Below are 23,979 nucleotides of genomic sequence, written 5' to 3'. Positions count from 1 at the left end.
TCTTAAATTTCTTCTGTAATTCCAATCAAGGTTTATATGAAATATCCAGAGATTTTTGATACATGTCCATAATCGAGACAGTTACAGACGTCAACAATGCCTTTCTATCTAGAAGGGAATTAACTTGTAATTTTGCAGGCCTTGGAGGAAAACTCAAAAGTCTAGAAGCTGCAGATATGATTGTAAAAGAATTCAAACTTGATGGTAAAGTAGTAATCCCAATGAGATTAAGAACTCAGGTAGGTAAATCTCTCATAACAGGAACATTCTATGTTTACGATGATGAAGTGTTAGCTAAGAAGCACATTAATCCAACTATATTTTCAAGACTAGAAAAAACTAAAGCTAAAATTGCAGAAGCTGAAGCAGCAGCAAAAGAAGCTGAAGCAGCAGAAGCACCGGCTGAAGAAGTTAAAGCAGATGATGTACCAGTTGAAGAATCCAAAAAAGAGGAGAAATCTGAATAATGCCAGTAGAGAAAAAAGGTAACAAAGGGTCTAGTCCCAATATTGCATCTTATTATAAAATAGAAGGAGACAAAACATCTAGAACTAGGAAAATATGTTCTAGATGCGGTAAAGGAACTTTCATGGCTCAACACAAAGACAGAAACACTTGTGGTAAATGCGGCCTAACAGAATTTAAACAATAAAAAAATATTTCAAAATTACTTGTGAGAAAATTTTATTTTTAATTACCACATTACCGTGAGTAAGCATCATAATTTTTATCATTTCTAAAAAAGGTTCATTTTCTTTACCATTTTAAAAATACAAATAATTTTATTTTTTTACCAAATAAAAAATTAAGAAATTTTTCAATTTTAGTAAAGTCTTTTTTTGTGAATTTTAGAACTTTTTTCTTCCAACAGATCCATTTTTGAAATAAATGCAGGATCAAGTTTGATTTTAGAAAGAGATTCAGCAGAGAGTTTTACAGTGTTAGTATCCAAAGAGATATTGGTTTTTGGGAGATTTTTTTCAGCCCAGAATTTCATCACCTTATCTTCAAGTTTAAAATCTCTAAATCCTGCAGGGAATTTTTTTGTAATGTGATTTAATAGAGTGCGATCTTTGAAAACAACACGAGGTTCAAACAATCTAGTTTCATCACTGTAAACATTTTCAAACAAATTTCCAGAAATTTCATCAGATAGTAACTCCATTTTTGAAATTTTTCTCATTAAATCCAAGAAATGTAAGAACTCATGAGCCAAGATTGCATGAATTGTTCCTTTAAGACCATAAGCAATCAATGGCGCTGAAATTTGAATAACGACTTGAAATTTCTCTTCAAACATTACAGGTATAGTTCTTGCAAACAAGATTCCGAATTCATATGAATTTGGATTAGGGGATGAAATAACTAAAGAAGGTTCAACGTATGCTATAGGATATCCAATTCCAGATGCTTTTTCAATTCGATTAATTCCTTCAATAACAAGTGGAAATCGTCTCATGGTTAAATCAAAAACATCATCAGAGATAATCCCTTTAGAGTGGGCATCTTTGAAACGCACTAGAGGATCCAACAATACCATTCGATAATTTTGAATGTAAAAAGGTTGATTAGATCAGGAACGTGGTTTACCTGCTTTCTTTTTTTTGCGCGTATCAGCCCGTTGATCAGCGTGTCTCATATGTTTATTTTTTTTCCTTAATGGCATGTTAATTTATGATATTTAGTGCTAGTTAATTGTTATCATTATACTTCGATTTCAAGAAAATCAAATTCTTTACACACACATGGAGTATCAAGGATTTTTGAAATTCCAGGAATAACATCATCTCCAACAACAAATCTTTTGATTGGGAGGCCACCCTCAGCCTTGATTATTAGAGTAAACATATTTTTTGAATTTTTTTTAAATTTTACATCAGAAATTTTTTTCTCAGAACGTTTTCCAGACTTTTCATAAACCACTATAGGATGGGTTGTAAGATCTTTTAATTTTTTAAGATTTGTAGAATGGATTTGAGATTCAGTAGATATTTTTGCACTAATAATGGAATTGAATTTGAGAGAGATTTTTGGAGATCCGTGAATTAATTTCAAATGATGGATTTTAATCGAATTAATGGTTGCATCAGATAATTTTACATTTCTTTTACGAGGGTTTTGTATTTTTACAAAAAAAGGTCTACCATTTCCTAAAACTAGACTAGATTTATCCTCACCTCCAATCCAAGTGAATTTTGCAGTGGTTGCACCAAATTTTTTAAAAAGTAATTTAGAGATTGCACCTTCAACACTATCAAATTCTGTAATGCCATGAAAATTACAAACTCTGCATCCCTTTCCCGAACAATTATCACATGATTTTTGTTTTTGAGTAAATCCTCTTTCAAGTTTAAGATATCGGCCAGAAAGAGTCAGGGATTTTGAACGTAATTCACATAATTCATCTTTTAGATTTAGTGTAAAAGTAATATCAGGATCAAGATGATCAATTATTTTACCTGTTTTCTTAGAATATAGTTTTCCCAATTCCTTTGTAATATCAGCCTTTATGCTATCAATTCCTTTTAGTTTGTACTGAGATCTGATGAAATCATCTCTATCAACAATAGATGGCTTTATCATGGCTCCAACACTGAATGTTTTAAAATAATAGTCGACAGAAATGTCAAGCATTAGTTTTAAAAAATGATTTAAATTATCAAAAAGATTTTTGCACACATAGCATTTTTCTGTGGATTTTTGATTTAATTTTTTTCCAAGAAATTTATTTGATGTAAGATGTAATTCTTTTGAAAACAATCTGCCTAAACAATAATCACATAAAGAATATTTTTTAGTAATTTTATTTGCAATAGGTATGATTCTCTCATAGTTAGACATGTTTTGAATTTTGATTAAAAATTACCCTAAGCCCATTTTTCTAAGAGTTCCTTGCATCTGTCGACCCTTAGAAGCTTTCATCAGATTCTTAGAATTTTTATAATTTTTAATTAATTCTTTAACTTCACCTTCTGGCCATCCAGAACCACGGGAAATTCTTTTGATTCTTGAGGAGTTTAACAGATCAGGATCTTCTTTTTCTGCTTTTGTCATACTCTGAATTATGTATCTCCATTTTGAAACTCTGCCCTCCATCTGGTTTACTTGATCACCTTTTACCATTCCAGATAAACCAGGCATACTATCTAAAAGCCCTTGAAGAGACCCAACTTTAGTCACTTCCTCAAGCTGATAAAAGAAATCATCCATGTTCATTTTTCCACTCGAAATTCGTTTCATCCTCACATCATCGCCTTCATTTTCTAATCGCTTAGCTAAATCCAATACAGCTTGAATATCACCCATGCCCAGCAATCTTCCAACAAATCTAGTAGGAGAAAATTTTTCTAAATCATCTATTCTTTCACCAGTTCCTATGTACATAATTTGTGCACCAGTAGCTGCAGATGCTGCAAGTGCACCACCACCTTTTGCAGAACTGTCCAATTTAGTAATTATGACACCACCTACAGGGATTGTTTTATGAAATGCTTCTGCCTGATTGAAACATTGTTGTCCTATTGTACCATCAATTACAAGTAAAGCCAAATCAGGATCGGCCACCTGATTGATTCTTCCCATCTCTTCAAGAAGATCTTGTTCTTCTTTATGACGTCCAGCAGTATCAATAAGAATGACATCTAAAGATTTACCTGCAAAATATTTTAGACCATTTTTTACAATATTAGGAGAATCTTTGTTATTTTCTTCGCCGTATACCTCAACATTGGATTTTTCACACATGGTTCTTAATTGAACCAGCGCTCCAGGTCTGTAGGTATCAGCCCCCACAACCCCAACTTTGTATCCTTGACCAGTTAGAAATTTAGCTAATTTCGATGCCACAGTTGTTTTTCCACTGCCTTGAATTCCCAATAAAATAATCTTATTTTGTTTACCAGGCTTAAAATCAAATTCAGATTCATTTCCAAGTAATTTTGAAAGTTCATCATATAGGATTTTTACAATATGGTCCTTTCGTGAGAGACCAGGAGGAGGAGTTTCATTTAGGGCACGTTCTTCTAAATGCTTAGTAATTTCGAGAACTAATCGGACATTGACATCAGACTGTAATAGTGCTCTTTGAACATCTTTTGAGAGCTCCTTGATAAGATCCTCATCTATTCCAGAGGATTTTACAATTTTTTTAATCGCATCACCCAAACTAGTCTTAAGACCATCAAGCATTGTAATTCAACTCAGCATCCACTATTTCAAACCTTCCTCTATAGCCATCCCATTCTTTTTGAGACTGATTAATTTTAATCGAATTTTTAAAAAGAGGACAATTAACAACAAATGTTTCTGCCTCGCCCCCTTCAAAATTTAAATTAAATCCAAATTTTTCAGATAATTTTTTCAAAAAAAGTATATCAGACTTTAAAATAATTTTTCCCAACCAAGAATCATCCAACCCGTCTGATGATACAGTAGTCATAATAAAATCAAAATTTGAATCAATCAACTCATTCATGTATTGTACTGGTTCAGCATCCCACAAAGGTGCAATCACTTTTAAATTTAATTTTAAACAAATATTTTCAAACTTATCTTTTTGAAATTTACTTTTTATTCCACCGTGAACCAATCCTTCTATTTGAAACTGATCTTTTGCATTTTGCAATAAACTTTCAATAAGAGTTAATTCGTTATCAGTGTCATCAGAATTCGAAGTAATTGTTAATTGTGGCGTACCCATAGATTCTGATTGAAGTTTTGTCCACTTCATATTTGGATGATGTAGTAAATGGCTTTCATCAGACTTAGTAAAAACACTCAATAGACATTTTACTTCATGTCCTTGTTTTTTTGCAACATGAATCGCATATGCACTATCTTTTCCTCCCGAAAAAAGAGAAGCTAATTTCATCATCTAAAAAATATTTAATTTGATAAATTTTTTAAGTTTATTGAAAAAGGATGCTTCAATACTCATAATCGTCATCACAAAATCAGACGGCTTTTCCGATAATCATCAGCATCCTCAATCGCTCTTAACGCGCATTATTTTAGTTCTATCCATTACAACCCAATATTCTACATTTTGACCATTTACTAATTTGCCTTTGATTTCATCATCAATCAAAGAAATATCAATAGTCTCAAATGATTCAGAATCCATAACTTGAATGGTATCACCGTTAATTGAGATAATTTGGCCAACTTTTTTGTTAATCAGTGGTACATGAATTTGCATACTGACAGGGCCGACATGAGGTCTTTTTTGACCATCAAAAACACCTTGACCAACAATTCTTGCTTTTGCTGCACCGTGTTTACCTGGTTTTGAAGTATCATATTCAACAATTCTGCATGGCTCCCCACTAGGTTGATCTGAATGAGGCAATAGAATGTATGATCCAATTTTCAAAGAACCAAGATCAGATGGTTTACTCATGAAAAACAGTTTTTGGTCGAATATTTAACTTTTCTACTTTAGCGATTCAAGAATTGAAAGACTCATTAAATTAGTCATTGTCAATCCTTTTCGATTAACATCTCGTCGAGTTTGATCACAATATTTCTTTACGCTCTGATGACTTTTTTCGCTTGTAACTTCAATGACAATGATGTTTTCCGAATAAGGAAACGTGAATTTTGGTGGATTTAAGCAAAATGTATTCATATTTCCCAGTCCAGCTATCTCAATTTTCTCTCTCTTTAGTAAAAGATTTGCAATTTCTTGTAAATCATCTCCATCATCCCCATATTCTAAATAATAAATAGAGATAAAATTTGTATCTCCTTTAACTTCTCTTTGGAATAGTTCATCCTCAATGTTAAACATAAAAGATGTTTTCTCTTGATTATGAACAGTAAGATCTTTTGATATTTGTTCACTGTCTTTGAATTTAGCTAAAAGGTAATGATTTGTAGAATCAGAAAAATACGGTTTACTTTCACTAGAAAATGTTCCCGTAACAAAATATAGTTTTTCAATATTTTTTGAATTAATCCAAGTTTCCTTTAGTTTAACAGACTCGTGATTGTGCAAATATGGTGCACATACATATCCAAAGTAAGATAATATTGATTTAGACAAGACGATTTCAACATCGCTATAGAGTATTTATGCATATAGTGGGTTTAACGATCAAATTGTATGAGTGTCTACGATAGTTTTTTAATAGCAGAGATCTTCGTTTTTTTGTCCCGTGGTAGCTCAGCCTGGTAGAGCTCCTGGCTGTAGTTGTTGGCTTTAGATGGCTAAACAAAGAACAGCCCATCAGGCATACAGAAACCGGGTTGTCGGTGGTTCAACTCCGCCCCGCGGGACCACAAATTTTTGAGGAATAATTTTAAAAATAAATCTACAAATTTTGTATTTTTAAAAATAATAAAAAGATAGACTAGTTTAAGAAAACAAAGATGAAATCTTAAATTAAAAAATTTGTTGCCTATGCTGATTTTTTGACTTGTTGTGCTGCTGGGCCTTTTTGACCTTCGCCGACTACAAACTCGACTTTATCGCCTTCGTTGATGAATCCGTCAACATCTGATTTGTGAACAAACAGATCGTCTCCACCTTCTCTTTCGATAAAACCAAAGCCTTTGGTTCGGTTAAACCATTTTACTGTGCCTTGTTCTGACATTACTTTGAAACAACGTATTCACTATATTAACTAAGTCATCAAAATGAAATTAAGTCAGAGGTGAAAGTCTAGAAATCTTTTGGAATGTGGTTTTGATCTTTAAGCCATTCAACTTGTGGAAGTGTGAATCTCCAAACAATATCTCCACGCTCCTTGTCTTTAAAATCCCAAGGGGCAATAATTACAATATCATTATCTCTGATCCAAACTCTTCTCTTCAGTTTACCCCTAATTCTTCCACGTCGAGTAACATTGTCATCACATTTTATCATTACATTTTCCCCTCCCATCATTTTCAAAACACGGCCAAAAAGTTCACCCTCTTCAGGCAATCGAATTTCTTTTAATGCACTCTCGTTTTTTACTTGGCGCTTACCCATATCACATATTCCCATTATGAGCATATAACTGGTAGGGTTATTGTTAGAGAGAAGTTAGCACAAATTAAGCATAAGAGATTTTTATCAAAGAAGAATAAAAAAACACATGGAATTTAGATGCATAGACGAATGTTCTCAATGCTGTATTGAAAGAGAATATTATCCAAGTAAAAAATTTGGTAAAATTGGAGTGTTGGTTCTTCCAGAAGAAAAAGAAAGAACGGAAACACTTGCAATCAAAAACGGATTAGAAATTAAAATTTTGCCAAGAATAGGGCTTTCTAAAAATGTGAATACTTTTCCAACAAAAATTTTAGCATATCAATTAATGGGATCAGATAAGAATGGAAACACTTGTCCATTTTTAGATACAGAAAGTGGAAATAAATCACCACACGGAGGTTTCCCATGTAAAATATACAATGAGAGGCCTCTTGCATGTACCGCATATCCGCTAATAGAATCAAATCCAATCACCCTTGATCAAAAATGTAAATTTTGTAAAGAATATGGGAATGCAGACAGGAATCTGAATTTTGAAACTGAAGCACTTTTAAAAATTAAAAGCAAGATGATTCCAGATTTAGAAGTAGTATGGAGATACGCTACAAAAATAGGAGAGTCAGAAGATCAAGAGATATTTGAATCAGGTTGGATTTTAGAAGATTAAGAAATTCCAATACAAGAATTAGCACAAATTCAACCAAAAATTCAAAAGGCATTACATCTTTTGAGTGATATGAGTGAAGATGCTTGGTCAAATCTAGACAAAGTTGATCAAAAAATAATAGAAATTCTCAATAGTAATGCTAGAACCCCATCAAAAGAAATTGCATCTGAATTAAAAAAATCAGGTCACGATGTTTCAGATAGAACAATTAGAAAAAGAATAGAGCGTTTAGAAAAAAGTGGCATCATCAAAGGATACAAGGCAGTTTTAACGGATGTATCAGGAATTAATGAATATCAAGCAGTTTTGATGAAACTGAAACCTTCCAAATCACTTGAAGCTGTTAAAGATTCAATTAAAGATTTCATCACAAAGCTTGACAACTATCTTCTAGTATCAAACATGGAGGGTGAATGGAATATGTTAGTATTATTACAAATCAATTCAGATAAAATAAACACATCACAGAAAATTGTAGAAAAATTTTCAGACGAATTAATCGATTATAGAATAAATGAAATCGACATTAAAGATGTTAATATTTTGAACATGTCATTATTGTTATTGTAATAAGGAATATTCAGATTCTGCAATATCTATAGCTTTTTTGAGTTCATCAAGGGTGAAGGGTTTTTGAATAAAGGCTGAGACTCCAGTACTGATCGTCTTATTGACACGAGAAGTTGTTTTTTCATCTGCTGTAATAACTATTATTTGTAAACTAATTTTTTCTTTTAATAATTTAGCAGCAACTACATCACCATCTAGATCAGGCAATCCCATATCAAGTAAAACCACAGGTTCTTTATTTTCAGACAATATCTTTTTGCATCCCTTTACACCGTCTTTACCATTTTCAAAAACGTAGATTTCAGAATATCCTAATTTTTCTGCATATGTTTGTAGTTTCATTGCAATTGCCTTACTGTCATCAATAATTACAATAGGCCTAGTAATTTGGATAGATGTTTGAATCATAGATTTAGCTTTTTGGTATGCATCTTTAGCTTTGTCAAATTCACCTAAACTTAAAAGACATTTTGAAGCACATAGTAATGCACCCTTTACATTTGTAGAATTTTTTGCATTGGAATATTTTAAAAATAAATCACTTGCTTCTTTAATTTCATGTTCAGAAATTTTCCCTTGTCTAGTTTTACACTCATTTGCCAGCATATACAATAATGCAGATTTTAAAAAGTCAGATTTCTTTAATAGTTCAGCTTGATCTAGAAAGAGAGTGTGAGCAGTTATGAATTGTTTATTTTTGAGATGAGTTAATGCAATTTCACAACTTGTTTTAGTGTCCAATAATAATACTCAATTTTTTCGGTTATAAAATTTTGTAGATATAGATTGAACTATGGATTTATCACGGCACGGCCAATAATTTTTCGAGCCTTAAGATCCTCAAGAGCGGTATTTGCATCATCTAAAGAATATCTTTTTGAAATTACAGGATTGATTGTGCCTTTTCGTGCAAGGTCAAGTAGTTCCACCATATCATGGTAATTTCCAGTGTATGCACCTTGAATAATAATAGATTTCAAAGGAATTGTCACTAGAGATAATTCAATTGAGCCGCCAAACAAACCAACAAGAACCAAATTACCACGTTTTCTAAGAATTGCAAAATCCAATTTTGCAGTTGGAGGAGCATTTACGAAGTCCACAACACTGTCTGCACCCTTATCATTGCAAATAGACATTATTTTTTGAACAGTCTCAGGATCTTTAGAATTTACTGTAAAATGAGCACCCATTTCTTTCGCTGTTTCTAATTTTTGATCATCTAAATCAACACAGATAATTTTAGCGTCAGTGATAGCTGATGCAATTTGCACACCCATTAATCCTAAACCACCGGCACCAACAATTACAAGAAATTCTGGAGAATTTTGATTTGCTTTTTTGATAGCAGTGTAAGCAGTAAGCCCAGAACATGCAAGTGAAGTGGCAGCATCAGGATCCACACCGTCAAGTTTTGCCAAATATTTGGAATTAGGAATTAATGCATAATCAGAATAACCGCCATCTTGAAAAACACCCATAGATCTTGGAGCATCGCATAAATTTTCATTTCCCACTTTACAAGCAGGACATTCACCGCATCCAATCCATGGAAAAACCAAAACTTGGTCTCCTTTTGAAATTCCTGAAACAGTATCTCCAATTTCTTCGACAGTTCCTACAATTTCATGGCCTGGGGTTACGGGATATTTTACTCCCCTGTCAGTTACTTTCATGAATTGGCCATCACCTAGATCATATCCACCTTCCCACAAATGTAAATCACTGTGACATACACCAACAGAATTTACTTTGACTAAAACTTGGGCACCTTGAGGTTTTGGGGTCTCGCTTTCAGATACTGCAAGAGGCTCATTTGGACCTAGGATCCTAGCAGATTTCATAGTTCAGTTTTCCACACTAACAATATAAGAGTTGACTGGATGTGAGAAAAAAATAGAGCCCTTAGATATTATTGAATAGATAAAGAGAAACTGTGTGAGTGAATCACAAACTCCAGACAGCATCTCTCAAGAGCCGATAAACATTCTATTTAGCCCATCATCAGTTGCTAAAAAAGATGTTTGGGAAATTGATCTAATTCAAATTTTAAATTTATTATTAAAAATTCTTGAAAAAACAGGAAGCAAAGATCTCAAAGTTGCAGGAATGGCCGCATTATCATCATCATTGATTTACAGAATGAAAGTAGAGAGTATTTTTGCATTACAAAAAGCAGCAATGGAGAAAAAACCAATGCACCAAAGAACAGATGTAGATATTGAATTAATAGATATTCCATACAGACATGAATCTACTTACCCGGTTTCATTAGATGATTTATTAGGATTATTGCAAAATCTCATCGGCACAATTGCAAATCCGCAATCAAGACGAAATAGACAATTAGAGATAGAGCCAATTGTAGCACCAGATTTTCAAGAATTTTTTATTTCACTTGAAAGCATCATAGGCAAATATGAAGACCTCATCATGAAAAAGATCAGAGCGGCAGGATTTGGATTATTGCAAGACATTATTGCAGACCTTGATCAAGTTGATTCAATCAGATGTTTCTTTGCAGCGTTATTTTTGGCACGAGATCAAAAAGTAGATCTTGAACAAGCAGAAGACGACATAAAAATTATCATTGTAAAAGATGAGTTGACAAACTAATCAAAGAGAGACAAAAATGGTAAAGATTGAAAATTTAGACGAGGCAACTGCAAGAATAGAAGCAGCACTCTATTCTGCAGGTAGACCACTCAAAGTTGAAGACATCATACGAGCTTCAGGCACAGAATCTAGAACAAAAACCCTAGAGTTACTCAACAGCATTATGAAAAAGACAAAATCAGCATTCATAGCATTAGAAATAGTAACACTTCCAGATGGGTCTTATGTAATGCAATTAAAACCAGAATACAGTTCTACAGTCAAAAGATATGCATCAAAACCAGTTTTGCCAAATGCAACACTCAAAACACTATCATATATTGCATACATGCAACCAATCTCATCAAAGCAACTAGTAGAAACAAGAGGGTCTGGAGTATATGCGCATCTCAAAGAGTTACGACAGCTAGATTACATTAGCCATCAGAATGTCGGGCGATTAAAAATTTTTACAACAACTGAAAAATTTCAAAAATATTTTGGAATTCAAGGAGACGTGGAAGATCTAAAACAAAGATTATTCTCCAAAGTAAGAAAAACTGCAAATAGACAAACAACTCCGACACCACCAGTCGCATCAGAAGTAAACTAACTAGAATTTTTAACTCACGGCTAATTTTTTGCGTTTTGTATAAATTAGAGTAATTCAGACATCATTCGTGAGAAAATCCGTAGAGAATCTAGCAACTAGTAAAATTACGGGTGGAAGAAGGATCCCACTTAGAATTAGAAGAAAATATGAAATTGATAGATATCCAAATGAGCCAATCAATGGAGCTCAAGTTACAGTAACCAGAAGAATCAGAGGCAATAATCAAAAAACAGCTTTGAAATCAACAGACTTTGTTAATTTAGCAAGTGGAGATGCCAAAGTAAAGAAAACAAAAATCATCAAAGTATTAGAAAACACTACAAACAATGATTACAAAAGACGTGGCATCATTACAAAAGGTGCAATTCTTGAAACAGCAGAAGGAAAATGCAGAGTTGTTTCAAAACCAGGACAAATCGGAATCGTTAATGCAATTTTACTAAAGGAATAAAATGAAAGATTACGAGCATGTCGTAATCTGGTTGGATTATTTCAACAAGAATTTAAAAAAATCTAAAGGTAGACGAGTAGGATTAGAAAAATGCGTCTTTGATCCTTCATTAAAAGAATTAATGGATGCAACAACAGCTGGAGGATTTGAAATTACAGAGTCTGATGACAAAGTAAGATTTCCAAAAAGGCCGTTTGTAAGGTCAGGCTACGTAATAGTACCAAAAGGATCCTCCAAGACAAAAATTCTTAACAAAATTTCAGAAAAGTTAGTGATAAAAAGGGCCAAACAATCAAAATAAAATCAATTCTAGCTCTTAGCTAAAGTAATGTTGACAGAAGTGTATGATAAGAATACAATGATTAGTATTTCTAATTGCAGGAGGTAGGCGAAATAATGCACCTAGCCGGTAGTGGCAGGGTAATCATTCAACTGTCAACAGAATTAGTTGAAGGACAGATACTCTGTGACAAAACGGGAACTAGAGTTGCAAAAGTAAATGAACTGATAGGTCCAATAAATAGGCCCTTTGCATCAGCAACGCCATTAACTAACAGTATACAAAAATACATTGGCAAAAAAGTTTTCGCAGATCAAGAATCTCCTGCTAACACACCAAAAAGATTTAGGAGAAAAAAATAATGAACATACTAGAAAAACAAAACTGTCCTGAATGTAGGTCTACATTAGTAGATGACATGCAGAATGGTGAAATAATCTGTTCTGGTTGCGGCGTTGTCGTCGATGATCAGATTGCAGACTTTGGTCCAGAAACAATAAGCTCAAACTTCGAAGACAAGATGAAGCTAGCAAGGGCAACGGGACAAACAACCTATTCCCAGCATGATTTGGGAATAACTACTGAGATTTCAATCAGTTCAAAAGACTTTAGCGGAAAAACAATCAACCGCGAAGTCGCAGGACAAATGAACAATCTCAGAAAGTGGCAACAAAGAGTACGAGTTTCCTCACCAAGAGAGAGAAGATTAGCAAATGTGTTAGCAAAAATAGGCGAAACATGTGAGGGTCTAAATCTTTCAAGAAATGTTTTGGAAACTACCTCTATGATATACAGAAACTTAGACGGGCATGTTGATGTAAAAGGAAAATCAGTAGTGAGTATTACAGCAGCTACAATTTACATGGCATGTAAACAATGTGAGGTAGTAAGATCATTAGAAGAAATTTGCCGAGAAATTTGCCCAGCAAAAGACGTTAAAGCAAAAACAAAACTTGCAGCTAGATACTATAGAACCATGGTAATGGAAATGGGACAAGTACATGCCCCAGTTGTAACCATGGACAAATACATCTCAAAGATAGCTAACATGACACAAACTGAGGTAAGAGTTGAAAGACTAGCCTTAGAGATTGCAGAAAAAACTAAAGACAGTAGTATTGCTGACGGAAAGGCACCTAATGGAATAGCCGCAGCATATCTGTATGTAGCATCGGTTCTACTTGGCCAAAACGTCCTACAAAGAGACGTTTCAAGTATTGCAGGAGTTACAGAAGTTACTATCAGAAATAGATGTAAAGAAATTCTAACATGCTATAAACTCAAAATTACTTTGAGACCATCTCTGGCCAACTAATTACACCCCCCCCCTTCATTTTATTAGTGATCATTACGATTAGGATTAGCTAAATTTCGTCGGTATTATATAGAGAATCAAAACAAGTCGAGATATGGCAGTTTTAGAAATTAAAGATCTTCATGTATCAAGAGAAGGTAAAGAAATTCTCAAAGGAGTCAATTTGAAAACAGGTCCTGGAGAAGTACATGCCATCATGGGACCAAACGGGTCAGGAAAAAGCACGCTTGCTTACACATTACTGGCACATCCAAAATACGAAGTTACAAAAGGAGATATTTTGTTAGATGGCGAAAGCATTCTAGAATTATCAGCAGATGAAAGAGCAAAGAAAGGGTTATTCTTAGGATTTCAATATCCAACTGAAGTTTCAGGTGTAGGATTTTCTCACTTTCTAAGGACAGCATACAATTCACTCAGTAAAGCACTTCAAGGAGACGATAGAGAAGTGTTCATCACAGTTAGAGAATTTCAAAAATACCTTAAAGAAAATTTAGAAAAAGTCGGATTAAAAGAAGAATTTCTTTCAAGATATCTCAATGAGGGATTCTCAGGAGGAGAAAAGAAGCGTGCTGAAGTATTACAAATGGCAGTCTTAAAACCAAAAATTTCAATTTTAGATGAACCGGATTCAGGATTAGATATTGATGCAGTTCAAGCAGTAGCACAAGCAATCAGCAAAGTTGCAGATAAAGATGCAACAATCATCATAATTACACACTATGCAAGAATTTTAAAATTCTTAGACAAACTAGACTTTGTTCATGTCTTTGCCAGAGGTCAAGTATTGAAGACAGGTGATGCGTCACTTGCAGACAAACTTGAAGCAGAAGGTTACGAGTGGGCTTTAGAACAATCAGCCTAATCAATTTTAACCAAAGAACATTCCAAAAAACTATTGATTTACAAAGTTCATGTCGAGTTTTCTAAAGAATTTCTAGAAATAGAAAATGATCAAATTAGGATTGGCGTAAAATCAAAACCCGTCAAAGGTGAAGCAAATAAAGAAATTATCAAAAGAGTTGCAAAATATTTCAAAATATCTGCGGCATTTGTACAAATAAAGTCAGGTCATAAATCATCAGAAAAAATTATCGAGATTCTACAATAGAGAATCTAGTTTTTATTTAAATAGGGTTTCAAAATTAAGATGGACATGTCAGAAGAAAGTAATCAATATTATTTTAATTTCTCATTTTTCAAAGTTGATCCTAAATGGAGATGGATGGCAGACCTAGCTAAAGAAGAATCTGCTAAAGAAGTTGAAAATGTAATTAATAATTCAGGAATTATGTATAGAACATATTCAAATTTGGGATTAAGAGATGACACTGATTTTCTATTTTGGTTTGCAGCCAAAACAGTTGAAGAAATCCAAGTAGTCATTGAAAAATTATACAAAACAGTTTTTGGAAAATACATAATTCCATCAATGACATATTTGTCATGTACAAGACCTTCTCTTTACGTACAAGAACAAAAAGCACACGGATTTCTTACAGGGAATGACCCAAAAAAACATGTCATAGTTTACCCATTTACAAAAACAAGAGAATGGTATTTGCTTCCTAAAGAAAAACGTCAGGAAATCATGGATGAACATATTGAAGTAAGTAAAAAATACCCACAGGTTGTTCTCAACACCACATACTCCTTTGGAATACATGATGAAGATTTCATGTTAGCATTTGAAGTAGATAATATCAGAGATTTCCAAGATCTAATCATGGATTTGCGAGAAACTCAAGTCTCCACATATGTAAAAAACGACATTCCGATGATTGTATGTGTTAAAAAAGACTTAGTTCCATTGATTTCCAGTTTAGGATAAAACCTTCAGGTAATTTAAAAATCAAAATCACAAGTGCAAATCTTGGATAAACATAAATGATGAAATTTTAATTCAAGAAATAGTTTTGAAGTACAATAAACTAGGTAAAACAGACATCAAAATATCAGAAGTAGGTTTTGGAGCATGGGCAATTGCACTTGATTGGTGGGGCAAAAAAATTGAAGAGGACGAAGCAAAAAGAATGCTCAAAAAAGCATACGATGTAGGAATTAATTTCTTTGAAACAGGAGACTTGTACGGTAAAGGATTAAGTGAAAAACTAATTGGCGAAGTCTTCAAAGATATGAGAGACGAGGTCGTTATTTCTACAAAATATGGCTATGATTTTAGAAATGTTGAACAGATAGGACACAAAGAACTTCCACAAAAATTTGATGAAGATTATACTAGAATGGCATTAAGAAACAGTTTAGAAAGATTACAAACAGATCATCTTGACATGTATGGAGTACACAATCCAAAGCTCAAAGATGTAAGAGACGACTCAATATTCAATTTACTCGACAGTTTTATCAAGGATGGTTCAATCAAGACATATCAAATCGCTTTAGGCCCAGCAATTGGATGGACACAAGAGGGGTTGGAAGCAATGGATAAGCCAAATCTTAGTGCAGTTCAAACAGTTTACAATATTTTAGAACAAACACCAGGGAATGAATTAATGAAAAAAGCTGAAGAAAAAGAGGTAGGCATACTAGTCAGAGTTCCAGAAGCATCTGGGATTTTAACTGGAAAAGTTAATGCAGACACAAAATTTGATGATAATGATCACAGGTCAGTTAGAAAAAGAGAATGGCTCAAAGCATCATTAGAAAAAGTCGAACAATTCAAACCAATTGCAGACAGAAACGGGCTAAACATCACAGAATTTGCAATGAAATTCATGATGACAAAGAAAGGATTTGCAACAGTACTTCCGACAATGATCAGTGAAGAAGAGGTTGTCAGTTATGCTGAAATGTCAGATGGAAAATACATTTCAGACTCAGATATGAAAGAAGTGGACGAGTTGTACAATTCGTGGCCTGCCTATGAATTAAAAGCAACACCTCAAGCAAATTAATTTGTAAATGAAAGTTCCAATAGATTCAGAAAAAACCATTGAAATTATTGAAAGAATGAAGCTTGCCAAAATTGGCAAATATAAGAAATGGGAATTAATGATTAAAAAAATCAAAAATGACCAGGCATTAAATCCTGAAGAATTGGAATATTATTCAAATATAACAAGAATCTACAAAAACACAAACATTACACCTAGAAGCAAAGTATACCATACCAAATTATCAGAATTAGATGAAAAACCACCATGTAAAGAATGTGGAGATAATTCCACATACTATTGTAACATGAATGATCAATACTTTTGTACAATTCATGTCGTCGGACACGATAAAAATGAGTTCTAAGATGCTGAAAGTGTTTCTTCTAAATTAAATGAATTTTCTACAAAGTATTCAACACGTGTTTTCTTGAATTCACGGGAGCTGAAAAGAATATCATATTCATCTACATTAATTTGATCTTGAATTATTTTTGCAACTTCATATGCCTCGTCATGAGTTTTGCAATGAATCATAGAAAAAACATTGTAAGGCCAGTCAGCATATGTAGGTCGCTCATAACAATGACTCACCTGTGGAAATGAGCCTAACGTTTCCCCAACTTGTTTAATTCTATCTTCAGGAACTTTCCATACAATCATACCATTAGCAGTAAATCCAACTTGCCGATGCCTTAAGATTGCAGCAAATCTTCTCATGACACCTACATCTTCATAATGTTTCATTTTTTCAAATAATTCATCCTCAGATATTCCAAGATTTTTTGCTGCAAGTACAAAAGGTTCGTCAATAATATCCATATCTTTTTGCAATTCACGGATAAAGTCTTTATCTTCTTCAGTTGGAATAAATTCAATATTTTTAATTTCCTTTTTTTCCTCGGAAGGTGCAATATCATGTTTCTTGTCATCTACCATGTCAAGTTTAACACCAATTTTGAATAATTGTAAGGTTGGAAGCATTCTAACTCTTTTAATTCCTTTTAGAACATTGAATTTTTCAAGTTCAGATTTCAAATCAGCGCCAGGAGGAACAGCTAAAGTAAACCAGAGATTAAATTCATGATCTCTTTCATAATTATGACTTACGCCAGGATGGCGATTAATTTGACTTGCAACATAATCTAATTTGTCAGATTCAATTTCCATAGCAACCAGAGAACTTGTATAGCCTAGTTTCCTAGTATCAAAAATTGCACTTAGTTGTCTTAAAACACCGATTTCTTTTAATTGCTTTAGGCGTGTCTTGATATCTTCAGGAGTAGTATTGAATTTTTTAGCAATTGCATCAAAAGGTCTGGTCACCAGAGGAAAAGTCCACTGAATTTCATTTAGAAGTTCTTTGTCAGATTCATCCATAGAAGTCAATAAGTCAATAATTCGGCCATTCAATTAAAAATGTAGCTGGTAATTCACGCTCTGAATTTTAATACATAAATAGAAACTGGAGTCCATTTGATCGATGATAATTGATCTTAATCTGCAAAATAAAAAGATCATCGTTGTGGGAGGAGGCAATGAAGCTCAAAAAAGAATCAACTCAATACTCAAGCAAGAATGTGACATTACAGTCATATCCGATTCAATAAATTCAGAAATTAGTAAATTAGTAAAAGCTAAAAAAATCAAATTAGTCAAACAGAGGGTGGTAGATACAAAATTTATTTCAAAATTAAAACCCAATTTGATCATTACAACTACAGATGACAGAAAGATGAATCAAAAAATTATCAACGATGCAAAAAAGAAAGGTATCATCACATATAGTTCAGATAATCCTGAGGATAGTGACTTTGCCAATCCAGCAATTATTAATTTTGAAGACATGATACAGGTTGCAATTTTTACAGGCGGAAAAAGTCCTGCAATGTCAAAAAAAATTAAAGAGAGATCAGAAAAAGCACTTAGAAAAATAATCACAAAAGAAGACATTGTTCAAATTAAAATTCAAAAAATAGCAAGAAAATTAGCAAAAGAAATCATTCCTACTCAAGAACAAAGAAGCGAATGTCTACGTAGTATCATGGGTGATAATGAGATTGATCAGTTAATAAAAGACGGTCAGGTAAAAAAAGCTGAAAAGCGAGCCAGTATAATATTGAGGAATTGGAAATGAATCAAAATATCATCAATGCACGTGTAACTTTTCGTAACTCTCCAATTCACATTCTTGAACAATTTACAATCAAAGACATGAATAATGCATATGAACAATTCAAAAAGAATTCAGGATTGGATGAATGTGTGATTATTCAAACATGTAATAGAATTGAATTATTTGGAAAATCAAAGACGCAGGATGTAGATAAAATTAAAAAAACTTGGACACAAATTACAGGACTTGAAGAAGAAGTATTTGATGAAAATATCGAATTTGTAGAAAATCATGAAGCACTACATCATTTATTGAAACTGACATCAGGATTAGATTCAATGGTTTTAGGGGAAGAGCAAATTCTAGGACAAATAAAAAAGTCGATTACATCTGCAAGAGAAGTAAAGGCATCAGGTCAACACCTCAACACATTGTTTGATAAAGCTATTCGGATGGGAACAAGAATAAGAAATTCAAGCGGGATTGGAGTTGGAGGGATTTCAGTAGGTTCCATGGCAGTAAAGCTTGCTGAAGAAAATATTGATGAATTGAAAACAAAAAAAATACTACTAATTGGAACAGGAGAAGTATCAACTTTAGTTGCAAAATCATTACAAAGACGCGGTTATGCGTTTAATGTTACAAGTAGGACAATTGGAAGATCAGAAACATTTTGTGAAACAATGGGAGGAAATCCAATAAAATTTGAAGATGTTCTTTCAGGATTTGACAACTATGATGTTATTTTTGTAGCAACAACTGCACCATACTTTCTTGTCACAAATGAAAGAATAACAGAAGCTATGAAAAATAAAAACAATGGAATGATGATTTTAGATTTATCAAATCCAAGAACAGTAGATGAAAAAGTTGCAACAATTGGGGGGGTAAAACTAATGAATTTAGATCAAATAGCAGAAATGGTTGAAAAGAACATGAATGCAAGATTAAACAAGGTAAAAACTGTGGAAAATATAATTAATGAAGAAGTATCGGTATTAGAAGCCTCAATGAAAAGATTAGATGCAGAACCACTTGTAAAAGATGTTTTTAAGAATATAGAAAATCTTCGAGAAAAAGAATTGCAAAAGGCACTTCAAATGCTTAATGAAAAAGATGAAAAAAAGATCAAGATTATTGAAGAATTGACGAAAGCCGTTGTAGAAAGTATTGTGTCAACACCAATGAATAATATCAGAAAAGCGTCAGAACAGGGGGATCCAGACGTTGTAGAATTAGCAAGTAAACTATTTGACTATAAAAAACAGAAACAAGTAGACTAGGATTATATTTTACCTAAAGAGAATTTCATCATGCCATATCCAACTAGGCGTCTACGTAGATTAAGAACATCTGAGAAAATGAGAGAATTAGTTCAAGAAACAACCCTATCTCCAAAAGATTTCATTTGCCCAGTATTTGTTCAGGAGGATTTGAAAGAAAGAGTCAAGGTGGAATCAATGTCAGAAATTGAAAGACTTCCATTGAAGGATGTCAATGATGAGGTGGCATCAATAATAGATTTAGGAATTCCTGCAATCATGTTATTTGGAATTCCATCTCAAAAAGATGAAGCTGGAAGTTCAGCATTTGACGATAATGGAATTGTCCAAAAGGCAATTTCTCAAATTAGAGAGAAATTTGGAGATAAAATAGTAATCATGGCAGATGTTTGTTTATGCCAATTTACATCCACAGGTCATTGTGGAATAATTCAAGGAAATAAAATTGATAACGATATTAGTTTAGAAACACTTGCAAAAATTGCAATCAGTCAAGCAAAAGCAGGAGTAGATACGGTTTCACCATCTGCAATGATGGATGGTCAAGTTGCAGCAATACGAAAAGCACTAGATGGTGAAGGATTTACTGATGTATCAATAATGTCACACTCGGCTAAACATCGTTCAAACTTTTACTCACCATTTAGAGATGCTGCAGAATGTGCTCCAAAGTTTGGAGATAGAAAAACATACCAAGTCCCATATACAAATGCAAGAGAAGCAATGATGGAAGTAGAAACAGACATTGAGGAAGGAGTAGATATCGTCATGATTAAACCAGCATTATCATATTTAGATTTAATTTCAGAGACTAGAAGAAAATACAATGTTCCAGTTTCAGCATACAGTGTATCTGGGGAATATGCGTTGGTAAAAGCTGCATCACAGTTAGGATATGTAAATGAAAAAGACATTACTCTGGAAATTCTCTATTCAATTAAAAGGGCAGGAGCAGACATGATAGTAACATATTTTGCAAAATCAGCTTCGAGATTTCTACAGGAATCATGAGAAACGACGAACGTTTTGAAATTCAGAGAGCATTTGACTTATTGCCACACGTCATAGGTGCAAGTTGGAGTGCAGTATGGTTTAGAATGAAAGGTATCAAAAAACCAACTAGAGAAGAATTTAGAGAAAAGACAATAGAATATTTGCGCCTAGTTGAACCTGTCTTTAACTCTTATCCGAAAGACAAAGAATTTGTGGAAATTTGCAAGTATATCGAATTTAGAAAAAATGAAGAATATAATAAAATAAGATCAGGCGAAAACAAAGAAATTGAAACTCGGTACGACAGATATGTAGATTATGGCTGAACTTCCTGTTTTAGTTGATTTAAAAATTCCTGCAGCACCTTTGTTCTCTTTTTTGCTTCAACCTCACCAGATTTTGTATTCATCAAAGATTCCAATTTGAGTAACTTTTGAAAGAAATGATCAAGAGTCCAGGTTTTATCATCAGGTGTTCTTATTTTACAGAAAGGATCAACATTGTTGTAAAATGGTCGCTTGAGGGAGCCACCTGTAGCAAAAACTCTCGCAATACCAATTGCACCTAATGCATCCAATCTATCAGCATCCTGAAGGATTTTTCCTTCAAGAGTCCTAGGAGTTTTATTTTGTGAAAAACTATGATCACGTATTGCATCAGAAATTATTGTGATTTCATCTTTTGAGAAATCATATTTTTTTAAAATTTGTTCTGACTTTTTTGCACTTTGAATAGAAGATAGTTTAGAACGTTTGTCAGATTTTGGATAAGACACTATGTCATGTAATAACACAGCACTAAGAATTAATTTTTTATCCATCTTTTCTTTTTCGCATATTTTTTCAGCATTTTTGTACACTCTCAGAATATGCTCAAAATCATGCGCAGTATCATTATCCATTATTGCTTTAACTTCATTTTTGATTGAATCAAGAATATCCATTTAGAACCTCCATATTTTTGGTTTAACAAATTTTATTTTTTGCTGAGTTATTAAAAGAGTCCAATTGACGGATGCAAAAATAACAATCAATCCAATACCGGCACCATCAATTAATAAAATTCCAATCAAGCGATCCTCAAAGACATCTAAGAAAGGTGCTAAAACAGCATTACCAGAATAAATCATAATTATATATGAAATAGTCCTACCAAACCAAAATCCAATGTAAATTCCCATACTTTTTGCACGCATTAATCCATAAGCGATAAACAGCATGTTACTTGGAAGTGGAGTTGCACCAAACAGAAAAGATGCTACAACATAACCATATTTTTTTTGATTCAGATAATTTCCAATCACATCAAGATTAGTTTTTTGTTCTTCTGCAACAAATCTTCTAAAAACCACACTAATCCGTTTAAGAATAAATCTACCAATTGTAGCTCCCGTAGCCCCCACCATAGCAAGAATTACTACATTCAATGTGGGATCAAGAAGATAAAAGGATGTCAAAATAATCCAGCTAGGAGGCATCAGTATTGGAGATGCATTTACTCCAATTAGTGCAAGAAAAATTCCAAAATATGAAAATTTTCCAAAAATTTCAAAAATATCAATCATCTTTCAAAAATTGTAGAGTGTTTTTTGTTTCTAAACCCTTGGATTTACATTCAGTCATAAAAAAATTTCATTATGATCTAGAAAATTATAAAAATTACATCTTTTTTAAGACAATGATCATGTATTGTAAGAAATTGGATCAATGATGCAATATCTTTATAAGTAATTTATGACTTTATAGTTGCATGTCCGAGATGATTTGGAAGTGTTTTAGGTGCAATTTATCTTTCAAGGACGATCAAGTGGCGGAAATGCACAAGAAAATTTCTACACATTCAATCACTAAAGTAAAGACAATTGTTGCATAATTTCAAAAATTTTACAAAATATAGTTAATTTTAATTAAAATTTAGTGCAGAGGGTGGGATTTGAACCCACGAACTCCTGAGAGAAGGGATTTCCTATTTTGAAGATCTTGAGTCCCTCTCGGTTGACCGGGCTTCGATACCTCTGCATTGAGATTGTGCAATGACCGATATTTCTCAATTACTATTTTGACAAATTAAAAATTTGATCCATGATCAGACCCATTTTTTAACAAAGCTTATAATCGTGCGCCATGGACTCAAAAATAATGTCAGAATACATACCAATTTCCGACGCAAAGAAAATGCGAAGCGGGGTAAATATTGACGCTGAAGTCGTAAGCAAAGGCGAACCAAGAACTGTGAATCTCAAAACAGGAGGAACAGTGGATGTTTGCGATGCAGTAATAGCTAACGAAGATAAATCTGAAGAAAACCAAATGAAGCTCACATTGTGGGGTGACGATATCAAAGCAGTAAATGTTGGAGATAAAGTTGTCATTACAAATGGATATACCAATGAGTTCAAAGGTGAAGTATCCTTAACCAAAGGTAAATTTGGTAAAATGGATATTAATCCTCAATAGATTAGTTACGTTACAAAATTAATTTTATTTTCCATACACATTAGTTGAAACTATAGTTAATTGTAAATTAAGAGATCATAAAAAATAAATTCTAAGTAGGGTTCAGAATGCTCTGAATTACTTCGACAACTTTTTTTGAATTAGTAGATGAATTTTCTTGGATTTGAAGTGTTTTTGTTTTATAATAGGTGAGTGGAAATTTGAGATCCCCAAAAACAATATCAAAAGTTTCAATCACAGATCTATTATCACTCAAACAAGGAATAGTTTTGAATGATTTTTTTAAACCTCTTTTAATTTTTCCAAAATCCTTTACATTCACATTATGAAAACTAGTCAATTTGTTTTTTAATCTCATCCAACAGTATAAACGAACGTATTACCTCACCACATAAAATTCCATTTTCACACATTATGAATAAACACGTTAACGATGTCAAAAGACACGTATCTGCAAATGAATTATGAAAAAAAGTGTAAGCGACCACAAAATTGTAATTTTTAATTTAAGATAATTTATTTTAAAAATTACAAAATGACATAATTTTAAAATGTAAAAAATAATTCAAAAAACATTCTAACGATTAGGTTTCTTTTTAGATGCAGTCTTTTTCTTTGCCGGACTCTTCTTAGATGCAGTCTTTTTCTTTGCCGGACTCTTCTTAGATGCAGTCTTTTTCTTTGCCGGACTCTTCTTAGATGCAGTCTTTTTCTTTGCCGGACTCTTCTTAGATGCAGTCCTGTCTCTTATACACATCTCCGAGCCCACG

35 protein-coding genes and 2 tRNA genes are annotated in these 23,979 nt (G+C 33.1%); 21 read left to right on the top strand and 16 right to left on the bottom strand.

Features of this window, described 5'->3' with window-relative positions; genetic code table 11:
• Positions 1–62: 62 nt before the first annotated feature.
• Both ACW9XH_RS04865 and ACW9XH_RS04860 read left to right on the top strand, forming a co-directional pair.
• Positions 63–467, top strand: coding sequence for a hypothetical protein (locus ACW9XH_RS04865; protein ID WP_457759523.1), 405 nt, complete (start codon positions 63–65; stop codon positions 465–467).
• Positions 467–652 (top strand): 30S ribosomal protein S27ae, encoded by a 186-nt coding sequence (locus ACW9XH_RS04860; RefSeq protein ID WP_457759522.1) that lies wholly within the window; start codon positions 467–469, stop codon positions 650–652. The genes ACW9XH_RS04865 and ACW9XH_RS04860 overlap by 1 nt, the downstream gene beginning before the upstream one ends.
• A gap of 171 nt (positions 653–823) precedes the next feature.
• On the opposite strand, the gene ACW9XH_RS04855 is transcribed toward ACW9XH_RS04860, so the two are convergent.
• The 6 genes from ACW9XH_RS04855 to ACW9XH_RS04830 form a co-directional block, all read right to left on the bottom strand.
• On the bottom strand, positions 824–1,531 hold the full coding sequence (locus ACW9XH_RS04855) for a hypothetical protein (protein WP_457760011.1): 708 nt from the start codon (positions 1,529–1,531) through the stop codon (positions 824–826).
• A gap of 173 nt (positions 1,532–1,704) precedes the next feature.
• A complete protein-coding gene (locus ACW9XH_RS04850) occupies positions 1,705–2,841 on the bottom strand; it encodes a tRNA pseudouridine(54/55) synthase Pus10 (RefSeq protein ID WP_457759521.1) in 1,137 nt (378 codons plus the stop codon).
• A gap of 21 nt (positions 2,842–2,862) precedes the next feature.
• On the bottom strand, positions 2,863–4,188 hold the full coding sequence (locus tag ACW9XH_RS04845) for a signal recognition particle receptor subunit alpha (protein ID WP_457759520.1): 1,326 nt from the start codon (positions 4,186–4,188) through the stop codon (positions 2,863–2,865).
• On the bottom strand, positions 4,181–4,873 hold the full coding sequence (locus ACW9XH_RS04840) for a diphthine--ammonia ligase (RefSeq protein WP_457759519.1): 693 nt from the start codon (positions 4,871–4,873) through the stop codon (positions 4,181–4,183). Before ACW9XH_RS04840 ends, ACW9XH_RS04845 begins: the two co-directional genes overlap by 8 nt.
• A gap of 111 nt (positions 4,874–4,984) precedes the next feature.
• Positions 4,985–5,398, bottom strand: a complete 414-nt coding sequence (locus ACW9XH_RS04835; RefSeq protein ID WP_457759518.1) for a translation initiation factor IF-5A — start codon at positions 5,396–5,398, stop codon at positions 4,985–4,987.
• A gap of 33 nt (positions 5,399–5,431) precedes the next feature.
• Positions 5,432–6,043: a hypothetical protein gene (locus ACW9XH_RS04830; RefSeq protein ID WP_457759517.1), complete on the bottom strand. Its 612-nt coding sequence runs from the start codon at positions 6,041–6,043 to the stop codon at positions 5,432–5,434.
• A gap of 109 nt (positions 6,044–6,152) precedes the next feature.
• On the opposite strand from ACW9XH_RS04830, the gene ACW9XH_RS04825 reads away from it, so the two are divergent.
• Positions 6,153–6,279: transfer RNA gene (locus ACW9XH_RS04825), tRNA-Tyr, on the top strand.
• 119 nt (positions 6,280–6,398) lie between these two features.
• Here the strand turns inward: ACW9XH_RS04825 and ACW9XH_RS04820 are convergent.
• Positions 6,399–6,593, bottom strand: a complete 195-nt coding sequence (locus tag ACW9XH_RS04820; RefSeq protein ID WP_457759516.1) for a cold-shock protein — start codon at positions 6,591–6,593, stop codon at positions 6,399–6,401.
• A 68-nt stretch (positions 6,594–6,661) separates the two neighbouring features.
• A complete protein-coding gene (locus ACW9XH_RS04815) occupies positions 6,662–6,973 on the bottom strand; it encodes a translation initiation factor eIF-1A (RefSeq protein WP_457759515.1) in 312 nt (103 codons plus the stop codon).
• Positions 6,974–7,079: 106 nt separating this feature from the next.
• Between ACW9XH_RS04815 and ACW9XH_RS04810 the strand changes: the two genes are divergently transcribed.
• Together ACW9XH_RS04810 and ACW9XH_RS04805 are read left to right on the top strand one after the other, a co-directional pair.
• A complete protein-coding gene (locus ACW9XH_RS04810; RefSeq protein ID WP_457759514.1) occupies positions 7,080–7,643 on the top strand; it encodes a YkgJ family cysteine cluster protein in 564 nt (187 codons plus the stop codon).
• A 69-nt stretch (positions 7,644–7,712) separates the two neighbouring features.
• Entirely contained in the window at positions 7,713–8,213 is a 501-nt protein-coding gene (locus ACW9XH_RS04805; protein ID WP_457759513.1) for an Lrp/AsnC family transcriptional regulator, read from the top strand.
• Here ACW9XH_RS04805 and ACW9XH_RS04800 read toward each other — a convergent pair.
• Together ACW9XH_RS04800 and ACW9XH_RS04795 are read right to left on the bottom strand one after the other, a co-directional pair.
• Positions 8,205–8,954, bottom strand: coding sequence for a response regulator (locus tag ACW9XH_RS04800; RefSeq protein ID WP_457759512.1), 750 nt, complete (start codon positions 8,952–8,954; stop codon positions 8,205–8,207). The two genes, ACW9XH_RS04805 and ACW9XH_RS04800, sit on opposite strands and share 9 nt — an antisense overlap.
• 50 nt (positions 8,955–9,004) lie before the next feature.
• Positions 9,005–10,057 (bottom strand): alcohol dehydrogenase, encoded by a 1,053-nt coding sequence (locus ACW9XH_RS04795; RefSeq protein WP_457759511.1) that lies wholly within the window; start codon positions 10,055–10,057, stop codon positions 9,005–9,007.
• A gap of 94 nt (positions 10,058–10,151) precedes the next feature.
• On the opposite strand from ACW9XH_RS04795, the gene ACW9XH_RS04790 reads away from it, so the two are divergent.
• From ACW9XH_RS04790 to ACW9XH_RS04740, 11 genes are all read left to right on the top strand, one after another.
• The gene (locus ACW9XH_RS04790) at positions 10,152–10,829 is read left to right on the top strand and encodes a chromosome segregation protein ScpA (protein WP_457759510.1); all 678 of its coding nucleotides are present in this window, start codon (positions 10,152–10,154) and stop codon (positions 10,827–10,829) included.
• A gap of 16 nt (positions 10,830–10,845) precedes the next feature.
• A complete protein-coding gene (gene scpB / locus ACW9XH_RS04785; protein WP_457759509.1) occupies positions 10,846–11,421 on the top strand; it encodes an SMC-Scp complex subunit ScpB in 576 nt (191 codons plus the stop codon).
• Positions 11,422–11,488: 67 nt separating this feature from the next.
• Positions 11,489–11,872 carry a 30S ribosomal protein S8e gene (locus tag ACW9XH_RS04780; RefSeq protein WP_457759508.1) on the top strand — a complete coding sequence of 128 codons (384 nt, stop codon included), beginning with the start codon at positions 11,489–11,491 and terminating at the stop codon, positions 11,870–11,872.
• Position 11,873: 1 nt separating this feature from the next.
• Complete coding sequence (locus ACW9XH_RS04775) at positions 11,874–12,173, top strand: signal recognition particle subunit SRP19/SEC65 family protein (protein WP_457759507.1); 300 nt, start codon at positions 11,874–11,876, stop codon at positions 12,171–12,173.
• A 74-nt stretch (positions 12,174–12,247) separates the two neighbouring features.
• Entirely contained in the window at positions 12,248–12,514 is a 267-nt protein-coding gene (locus ACW9XH_RS04770) for an H/ACA ribonucleoprotein complex subunit GAR1 (protein ID WP_457759506.1), read from the top strand.
• Complete coding sequence (locus ACW9XH_RS04765; protein ID WP_457759505.1) at positions 12,514–13,467, top strand: transcription initiation factor IIB; 954 nt, start codon at positions 12,514–12,516, stop codon at positions 13,465–13,467. Before ACW9XH_RS04770 ends, ACW9XH_RS04765 begins: the two co-directional genes overlap by 1 nt.
• Before the next feature lie 94 nt (positions 13,468–13,561).
• Positions 13,562–14,332, top strand: a complete 771-nt coding sequence (sufC, locus tag ACW9XH_RS04760) for a Fe-S cluster assembly ATPase SufC (RefSeq protein WP_457759504.1) — start codon at positions 13,562–13,564, stop codon at positions 14,330–14,332.
• Positions 14,333–14,365: 33 nt separating this feature from the next.
• Positions 14,366–14,578: a DUF167 domain-containing protein gene (locus tag ACW9XH_RS04755; protein WP_457759503.1), complete on the top strand. Its 213-nt coding sequence runs from the start codon at positions 14,366–14,368 to the stop codon at positions 14,576–14,578.
• Positions 14,579–14,623: 45 nt separating this feature from the next.
• Entirely contained in the window at positions 14,624–15,298 is a 675-nt protein-coding gene (locus tag ACW9XH_RS04750; RefSeq protein WP_457759502.1) for a chlorite dismutase family protein, read from the top strand.
• Positions 15,299–15,383: 85 nt separating this feature from the next.
• On the top strand, positions 15,384–16,382 hold the full coding sequence (locus ACW9XH_RS04745; RefSeq protein ID WP_457759501.1) for an aldo/keto reductase: 999 nt from the start codon (positions 15,384–15,386) through the stop codon (positions 16,380–16,382).
• 7 nt (positions 16,383–16,389) lie between these two features.
• Positions 16,390–16,728: a hypothetical protein gene (locus ACW9XH_RS04740; protein ID WP_457759500.1), complete on the top strand. Its 339-nt coding sequence runs from the start codon at positions 16,390–16,392 to the stop codon at positions 16,726–16,728.
• Here the strand turns inward: ACW9XH_RS04740 and ahbA are convergent.
• Positions 16,725–17,741, bottom strand: coding sequence for a siroheme decarboxylase subunit alpha (ahbA, locus tag ACW9XH_RS04735; RefSeq protein ID WP_457760010.1), 1,017 nt, complete (start codon positions 17,739–17,741; stop codon positions 16,725–16,727). The genes ACW9XH_RS04740 and ahbA overlap by 4 nt on opposite strands.
• A gap of 103 nt (positions 17,742–17,844) precedes the next feature.
• On the opposite strand from ahbA, the gene ACW9XH_RS04730 reads away from it, so the two are divergent.
• From ACW9XH_RS04730 to ACW9XH_RS04715, 4 genes are read left to right on the top strand one after another with little or no spacing between them, the layout of a single operon-like run.
• Positions 17,845–18,498 (top strand): precorrin-2 dehydrogenase/sirohydrochlorin ferrochelatase family protein, encoded by a 654-nt coding sequence (locus tag ACW9XH_RS04730; RefSeq protein WP_457759499.1) that lies wholly within the window; start codon positions 17,845–17,847, stop codon positions 18,496–18,498.
• Positions 18,495–19,760, top strand: coding sequence for a glutamyl-tRNA reductase (gene hemA / locus ACW9XH_RS04725; RefSeq protein ID WP_457759498.1), 1,266 nt, complete (start codon positions 18,495–18,497; stop codon positions 19,758–19,760). The genes ACW9XH_RS04730 and hemA overlap by 4 nt, the downstream gene beginning before the upstream one ends.
• A gap of 30 nt (positions 19,761–19,790) precedes the next feature.
• Positions 19,791–20,771: a porphobilinogen synthase gene (gene hemB / locus ACW9XH_RS04720; protein ID WP_457759497.1), complete on the top strand. Its 981-nt coding sequence runs from the start codon at positions 19,791–19,793 to the stop codon at positions 20,769–20,771.
• Positions 20,768–21,079: a hypothetical protein gene (locus tag ACW9XH_RS04715; protein ID WP_457759496.1), complete on the top strand. Its 312-nt coding sequence runs from the start codon at positions 20,768–20,770 to the stop codon at positions 21,077–21,079. The genes hemB and ACW9XH_RS04715 overlap by 4 nt, the downstream gene beginning before the upstream one ends.
• Here the strand turns inward: ACW9XH_RS04715 and ACW9XH_RS04710 are convergent.
• The 3 genes from ACW9XH_RS04710 to ACW9XH_RS04700 all read right to left on the bottom strand — a co-directional run bounded on the left by ACW9XH_RS04710 (position 21,070) and on the right by ACW9XH_RS04700 (position 22,771).
• Positions 21,070–21,696, bottom strand: coding sequence for an HD domain-containing protein (locus ACW9XH_RS04710; RefSeq protein WP_457759495.1), 627 nt, complete (start codon positions 21,694–21,696; stop codon positions 21,070–21,072). The two genes, ACW9XH_RS04715 and ACW9XH_RS04710, sit on opposite strands and share 10 nt — an antisense overlap.
• Complete coding sequence (locus ACW9XH_RS04705; RefSeq protein WP_457759494.1) at positions 21,697–22,317, bottom strand: hypothetical protein; 621 nt, start codon at positions 22,315–22,317, stop codon at positions 21,697–21,699.
• Between the two features lie 353 nt (positions 22,318–22,670).
• Positions 22,671–22,771: transfer RNA gene (locus tag ACW9XH_RS04700), tRNA-Leu, on the bottom strand.
• 120 nt (positions 22,772–22,891) lie between these two features.
• On the opposite strand from ACW9XH_RS04700, the gene ACW9XH_RS04695 reads away from it, so the two are divergent.
• Positions 22,892–23,209, top strand: coding sequence for a DNA-binding protein (locus tag ACW9XH_RS04695; RefSeq protein ID WP_457759493.1), 318 nt, complete (start codon positions 22,892–22,894; stop codon positions 23,207–23,209).
• A gap of 91 nt (positions 23,210–23,300) precedes the next feature.
• On the opposite strand, the gene ACW9XH_RS04690 is transcribed toward ACW9XH_RS04695, so the two are convergent.
• Together ACW9XH_RS04690 and ACW9XH_RS04685 are read right to left on the bottom strand one after the other, a co-directional pair.
• Entirely contained in the window at positions 23,301–23,465 is a 165-nt protein-coding gene (locus tag ACW9XH_RS04690) for a hypothetical protein (RefSeq protein WP_457759492.1), read from the bottom strand.
• A gap of 321 nt (positions 23,466–23,786) precedes the next feature.
• A partial coding sequence (locus tag ACW9XH_RS04685; protein WP_457759491.1) for a hypothetical protein occupies positions 23,787–23,979 on the bottom strand: 193 nt, incomplete at its 5' end.

Source organism: Candidatus Nitrosopumilus sp. bin_32a, assembly GCF_054095935.1.
This window is presented reverse-complemented; position numbering and strand designations above follow the sequence as displayed.

What these genes read in the sequence shown, in the direction of transcription:
- hemB (WP_457759497.1), top strand. Translation starts at nt 19,791, where the DNA reads ATGCCATATCCAACTAGGCGTCTACGTAGATTAAGAACATCTGAGAAA.
- ACW9XH_RS04865 (WP_457759523.1), top strand. Translation starts at nt 63, where the DNA reads ATGTCCATAATCGAGACAGTTACAGACGTCAACAATGCCTTTCTATCT.
- ACW9XH_RS04840 (WP_457759519.1), bottom strand. Translation starts at nt 4,873, where the DNA reads ATGATGAAATTAGCTTCTCTTTTTTCGGGAGGAAAAGATAGTGCATAT.
- ACW9XH_RS04765 (WP_457759505.1), top strand. Translation starts at nt 12,514, where the DNA reads ATGAACATACTAGAAAAACAAAACTGTCCTGAATGTAGGTCTACATTA.
- ACW9XH_RS04695 (WP_457759493.1), top strand. Translation starts at nt 22,892, where the DNA reads ATGTCAGAATACATACCAATTTCCGACGCAAAGAAAATGCGAAGCGGG.
- ACW9XH_RS04715 (WP_457759496.1), top strand. Translation starts at nt 20,768, where the DNA reads ATGAGAAACGACGAACGTTTTGAAATTCAGAGAGCATTTGACTTATTG.
- ACW9XH_RS04775 (WP_457759507.1), top strand. Translation starts at nt 11,874, where the DNA reads ATGAAAGATTACGAGCATGTCGTAATCTGGTTGGATTATTTCAACAAG.
- ACW9XH_RS04820 (WP_457759516.1), bottom strand. Translation starts at nt 6,593, where the DNA reads ATGTCAGAACAAGGCACAGTAAAATGGTTTAACCGAACCAAAGGCTTT.
- ACW9XH_RS04740 (WP_457759500.1), top strand. Translation starts at nt 16,390, where the DNA reads ATGAAAGTTCCAATAGATTCAGAAAAAACCATTGAAATTATTGAAAGA.
- ACW9XH_RS04850 (WP_457759521.1), bottom strand. Translation starts at nt 2,841, where the DNA reads ATGTCTAACTATGAGAGAATCATACCTATTGCAAATAAAATTACTAAA.
- ACW9XH_RS04835 (WP_457759518.1), bottom strand. Translation starts at nt 5,398, where the DNA reads ATGAGTAAACCATCTGATCTTGGTTCTTTGAAAATTGGATCATACATT.
- ACW9XH_RS04815 (WP_457759515.1), bottom strand. Translation starts at nt 6,973, where the DNA reads ATGGGTAAGCGCCAAGTAAAAAACGAGAGTGCATTAAAAGAAATTCGA.
- ACW9XH_RS04750 (WP_457759502.1), top strand. Translation starts at nt 14,624, where the DNA reads ATGTCAGAAGAAAGTAATCAATATTATTTTAATTTCTCATTTTTCAAA.
- sufC (WP_457759504.1), top strand. Translation starts at nt 13,562, where the DNA reads ATGGCAGTTTTAGAAATTAAAGATCTTCATGTATCAAGAGAAGGTAAA.
- hemA (WP_457759498.1), top strand. Translation starts at nt 18,495, where the DNA reads ATGAATCAAAATATCATCAATGCACGTGTAACTTTTCGTAACTCTCCA.
- ACW9XH_RS04705 (WP_457759494.1), bottom strand. Translation starts at nt 22,317, where the DNA reads ATGATTGATATTTTTGAAATTTTTGGAAAATTTTCATATTTTGGAATT.
- ahbA (WP_457760010.1), bottom strand. Translation starts at nt 17,741, where the DNA reads ATGGATGAATCTGACAAAGAACTTCTAAATGAAATTCAGTGGACTTTT.
- ACW9XH_RS04795 (WP_457759511.1), bottom strand. Translation starts at nt 10,057, where the DNA reads ATGAAATCTGCTAGGATCCTAGGTCCAAATGAGCCTCTTGCAGTATCT.
- ACW9XH_RS04860 (WP_457759522.1), top strand. Translation starts at nt 467, where the DNA reads ATGCCAGTAGAGAAAAAAGGTAACAAAGGGTCTAGTCCCAATATTGCA.
- scpB (WP_457759509.1), top strand. Translation starts at nt 10,846, where the DNA reads ATGGTAAAGATTGAAAATTTAGACGAGGCAACTGCAAGAATAGAAGCA.
- ACW9XH_RS04730 (WP_457759499.1), top strand. Translation starts at nt 17,845, where the DNA reads ATGATAATTGATCTTAATCTGCAAAATAAAAAGATCATCGTTGTGGGA.
- ACW9XH_RS04805 (WP_457759513.1), top strand. Translation starts at nt 7,713, where the DNA reads ATGAGTGAAGATGCTTGGTCAAATCTAGACAAAGTTGATCAAAAAATA.
- ACW9XH_RS04810 (WP_457759514.1), top strand. Translation starts at nt 7,080, where the DNA reads ATGGAATTTAGATGCATAGACGAATGTTCTCAATGCTGTATTGAAAGA.
- ACW9XH_RS04845 (WP_457759520.1), bottom strand. Translation starts at nt 4,188, where the DNA reads ATGCTTGATGGTCTTAAGACTAGTTTGGGTGATGCGATTAAAAAAATT.
- ACW9XH_RS04710 (WP_457759495.1), bottom strand. Translation starts at nt 21,696, where the DNA reads ATGGATATTCTTGATTCAATCAAAAATGAAGTTAAAGCAATAATGGAT.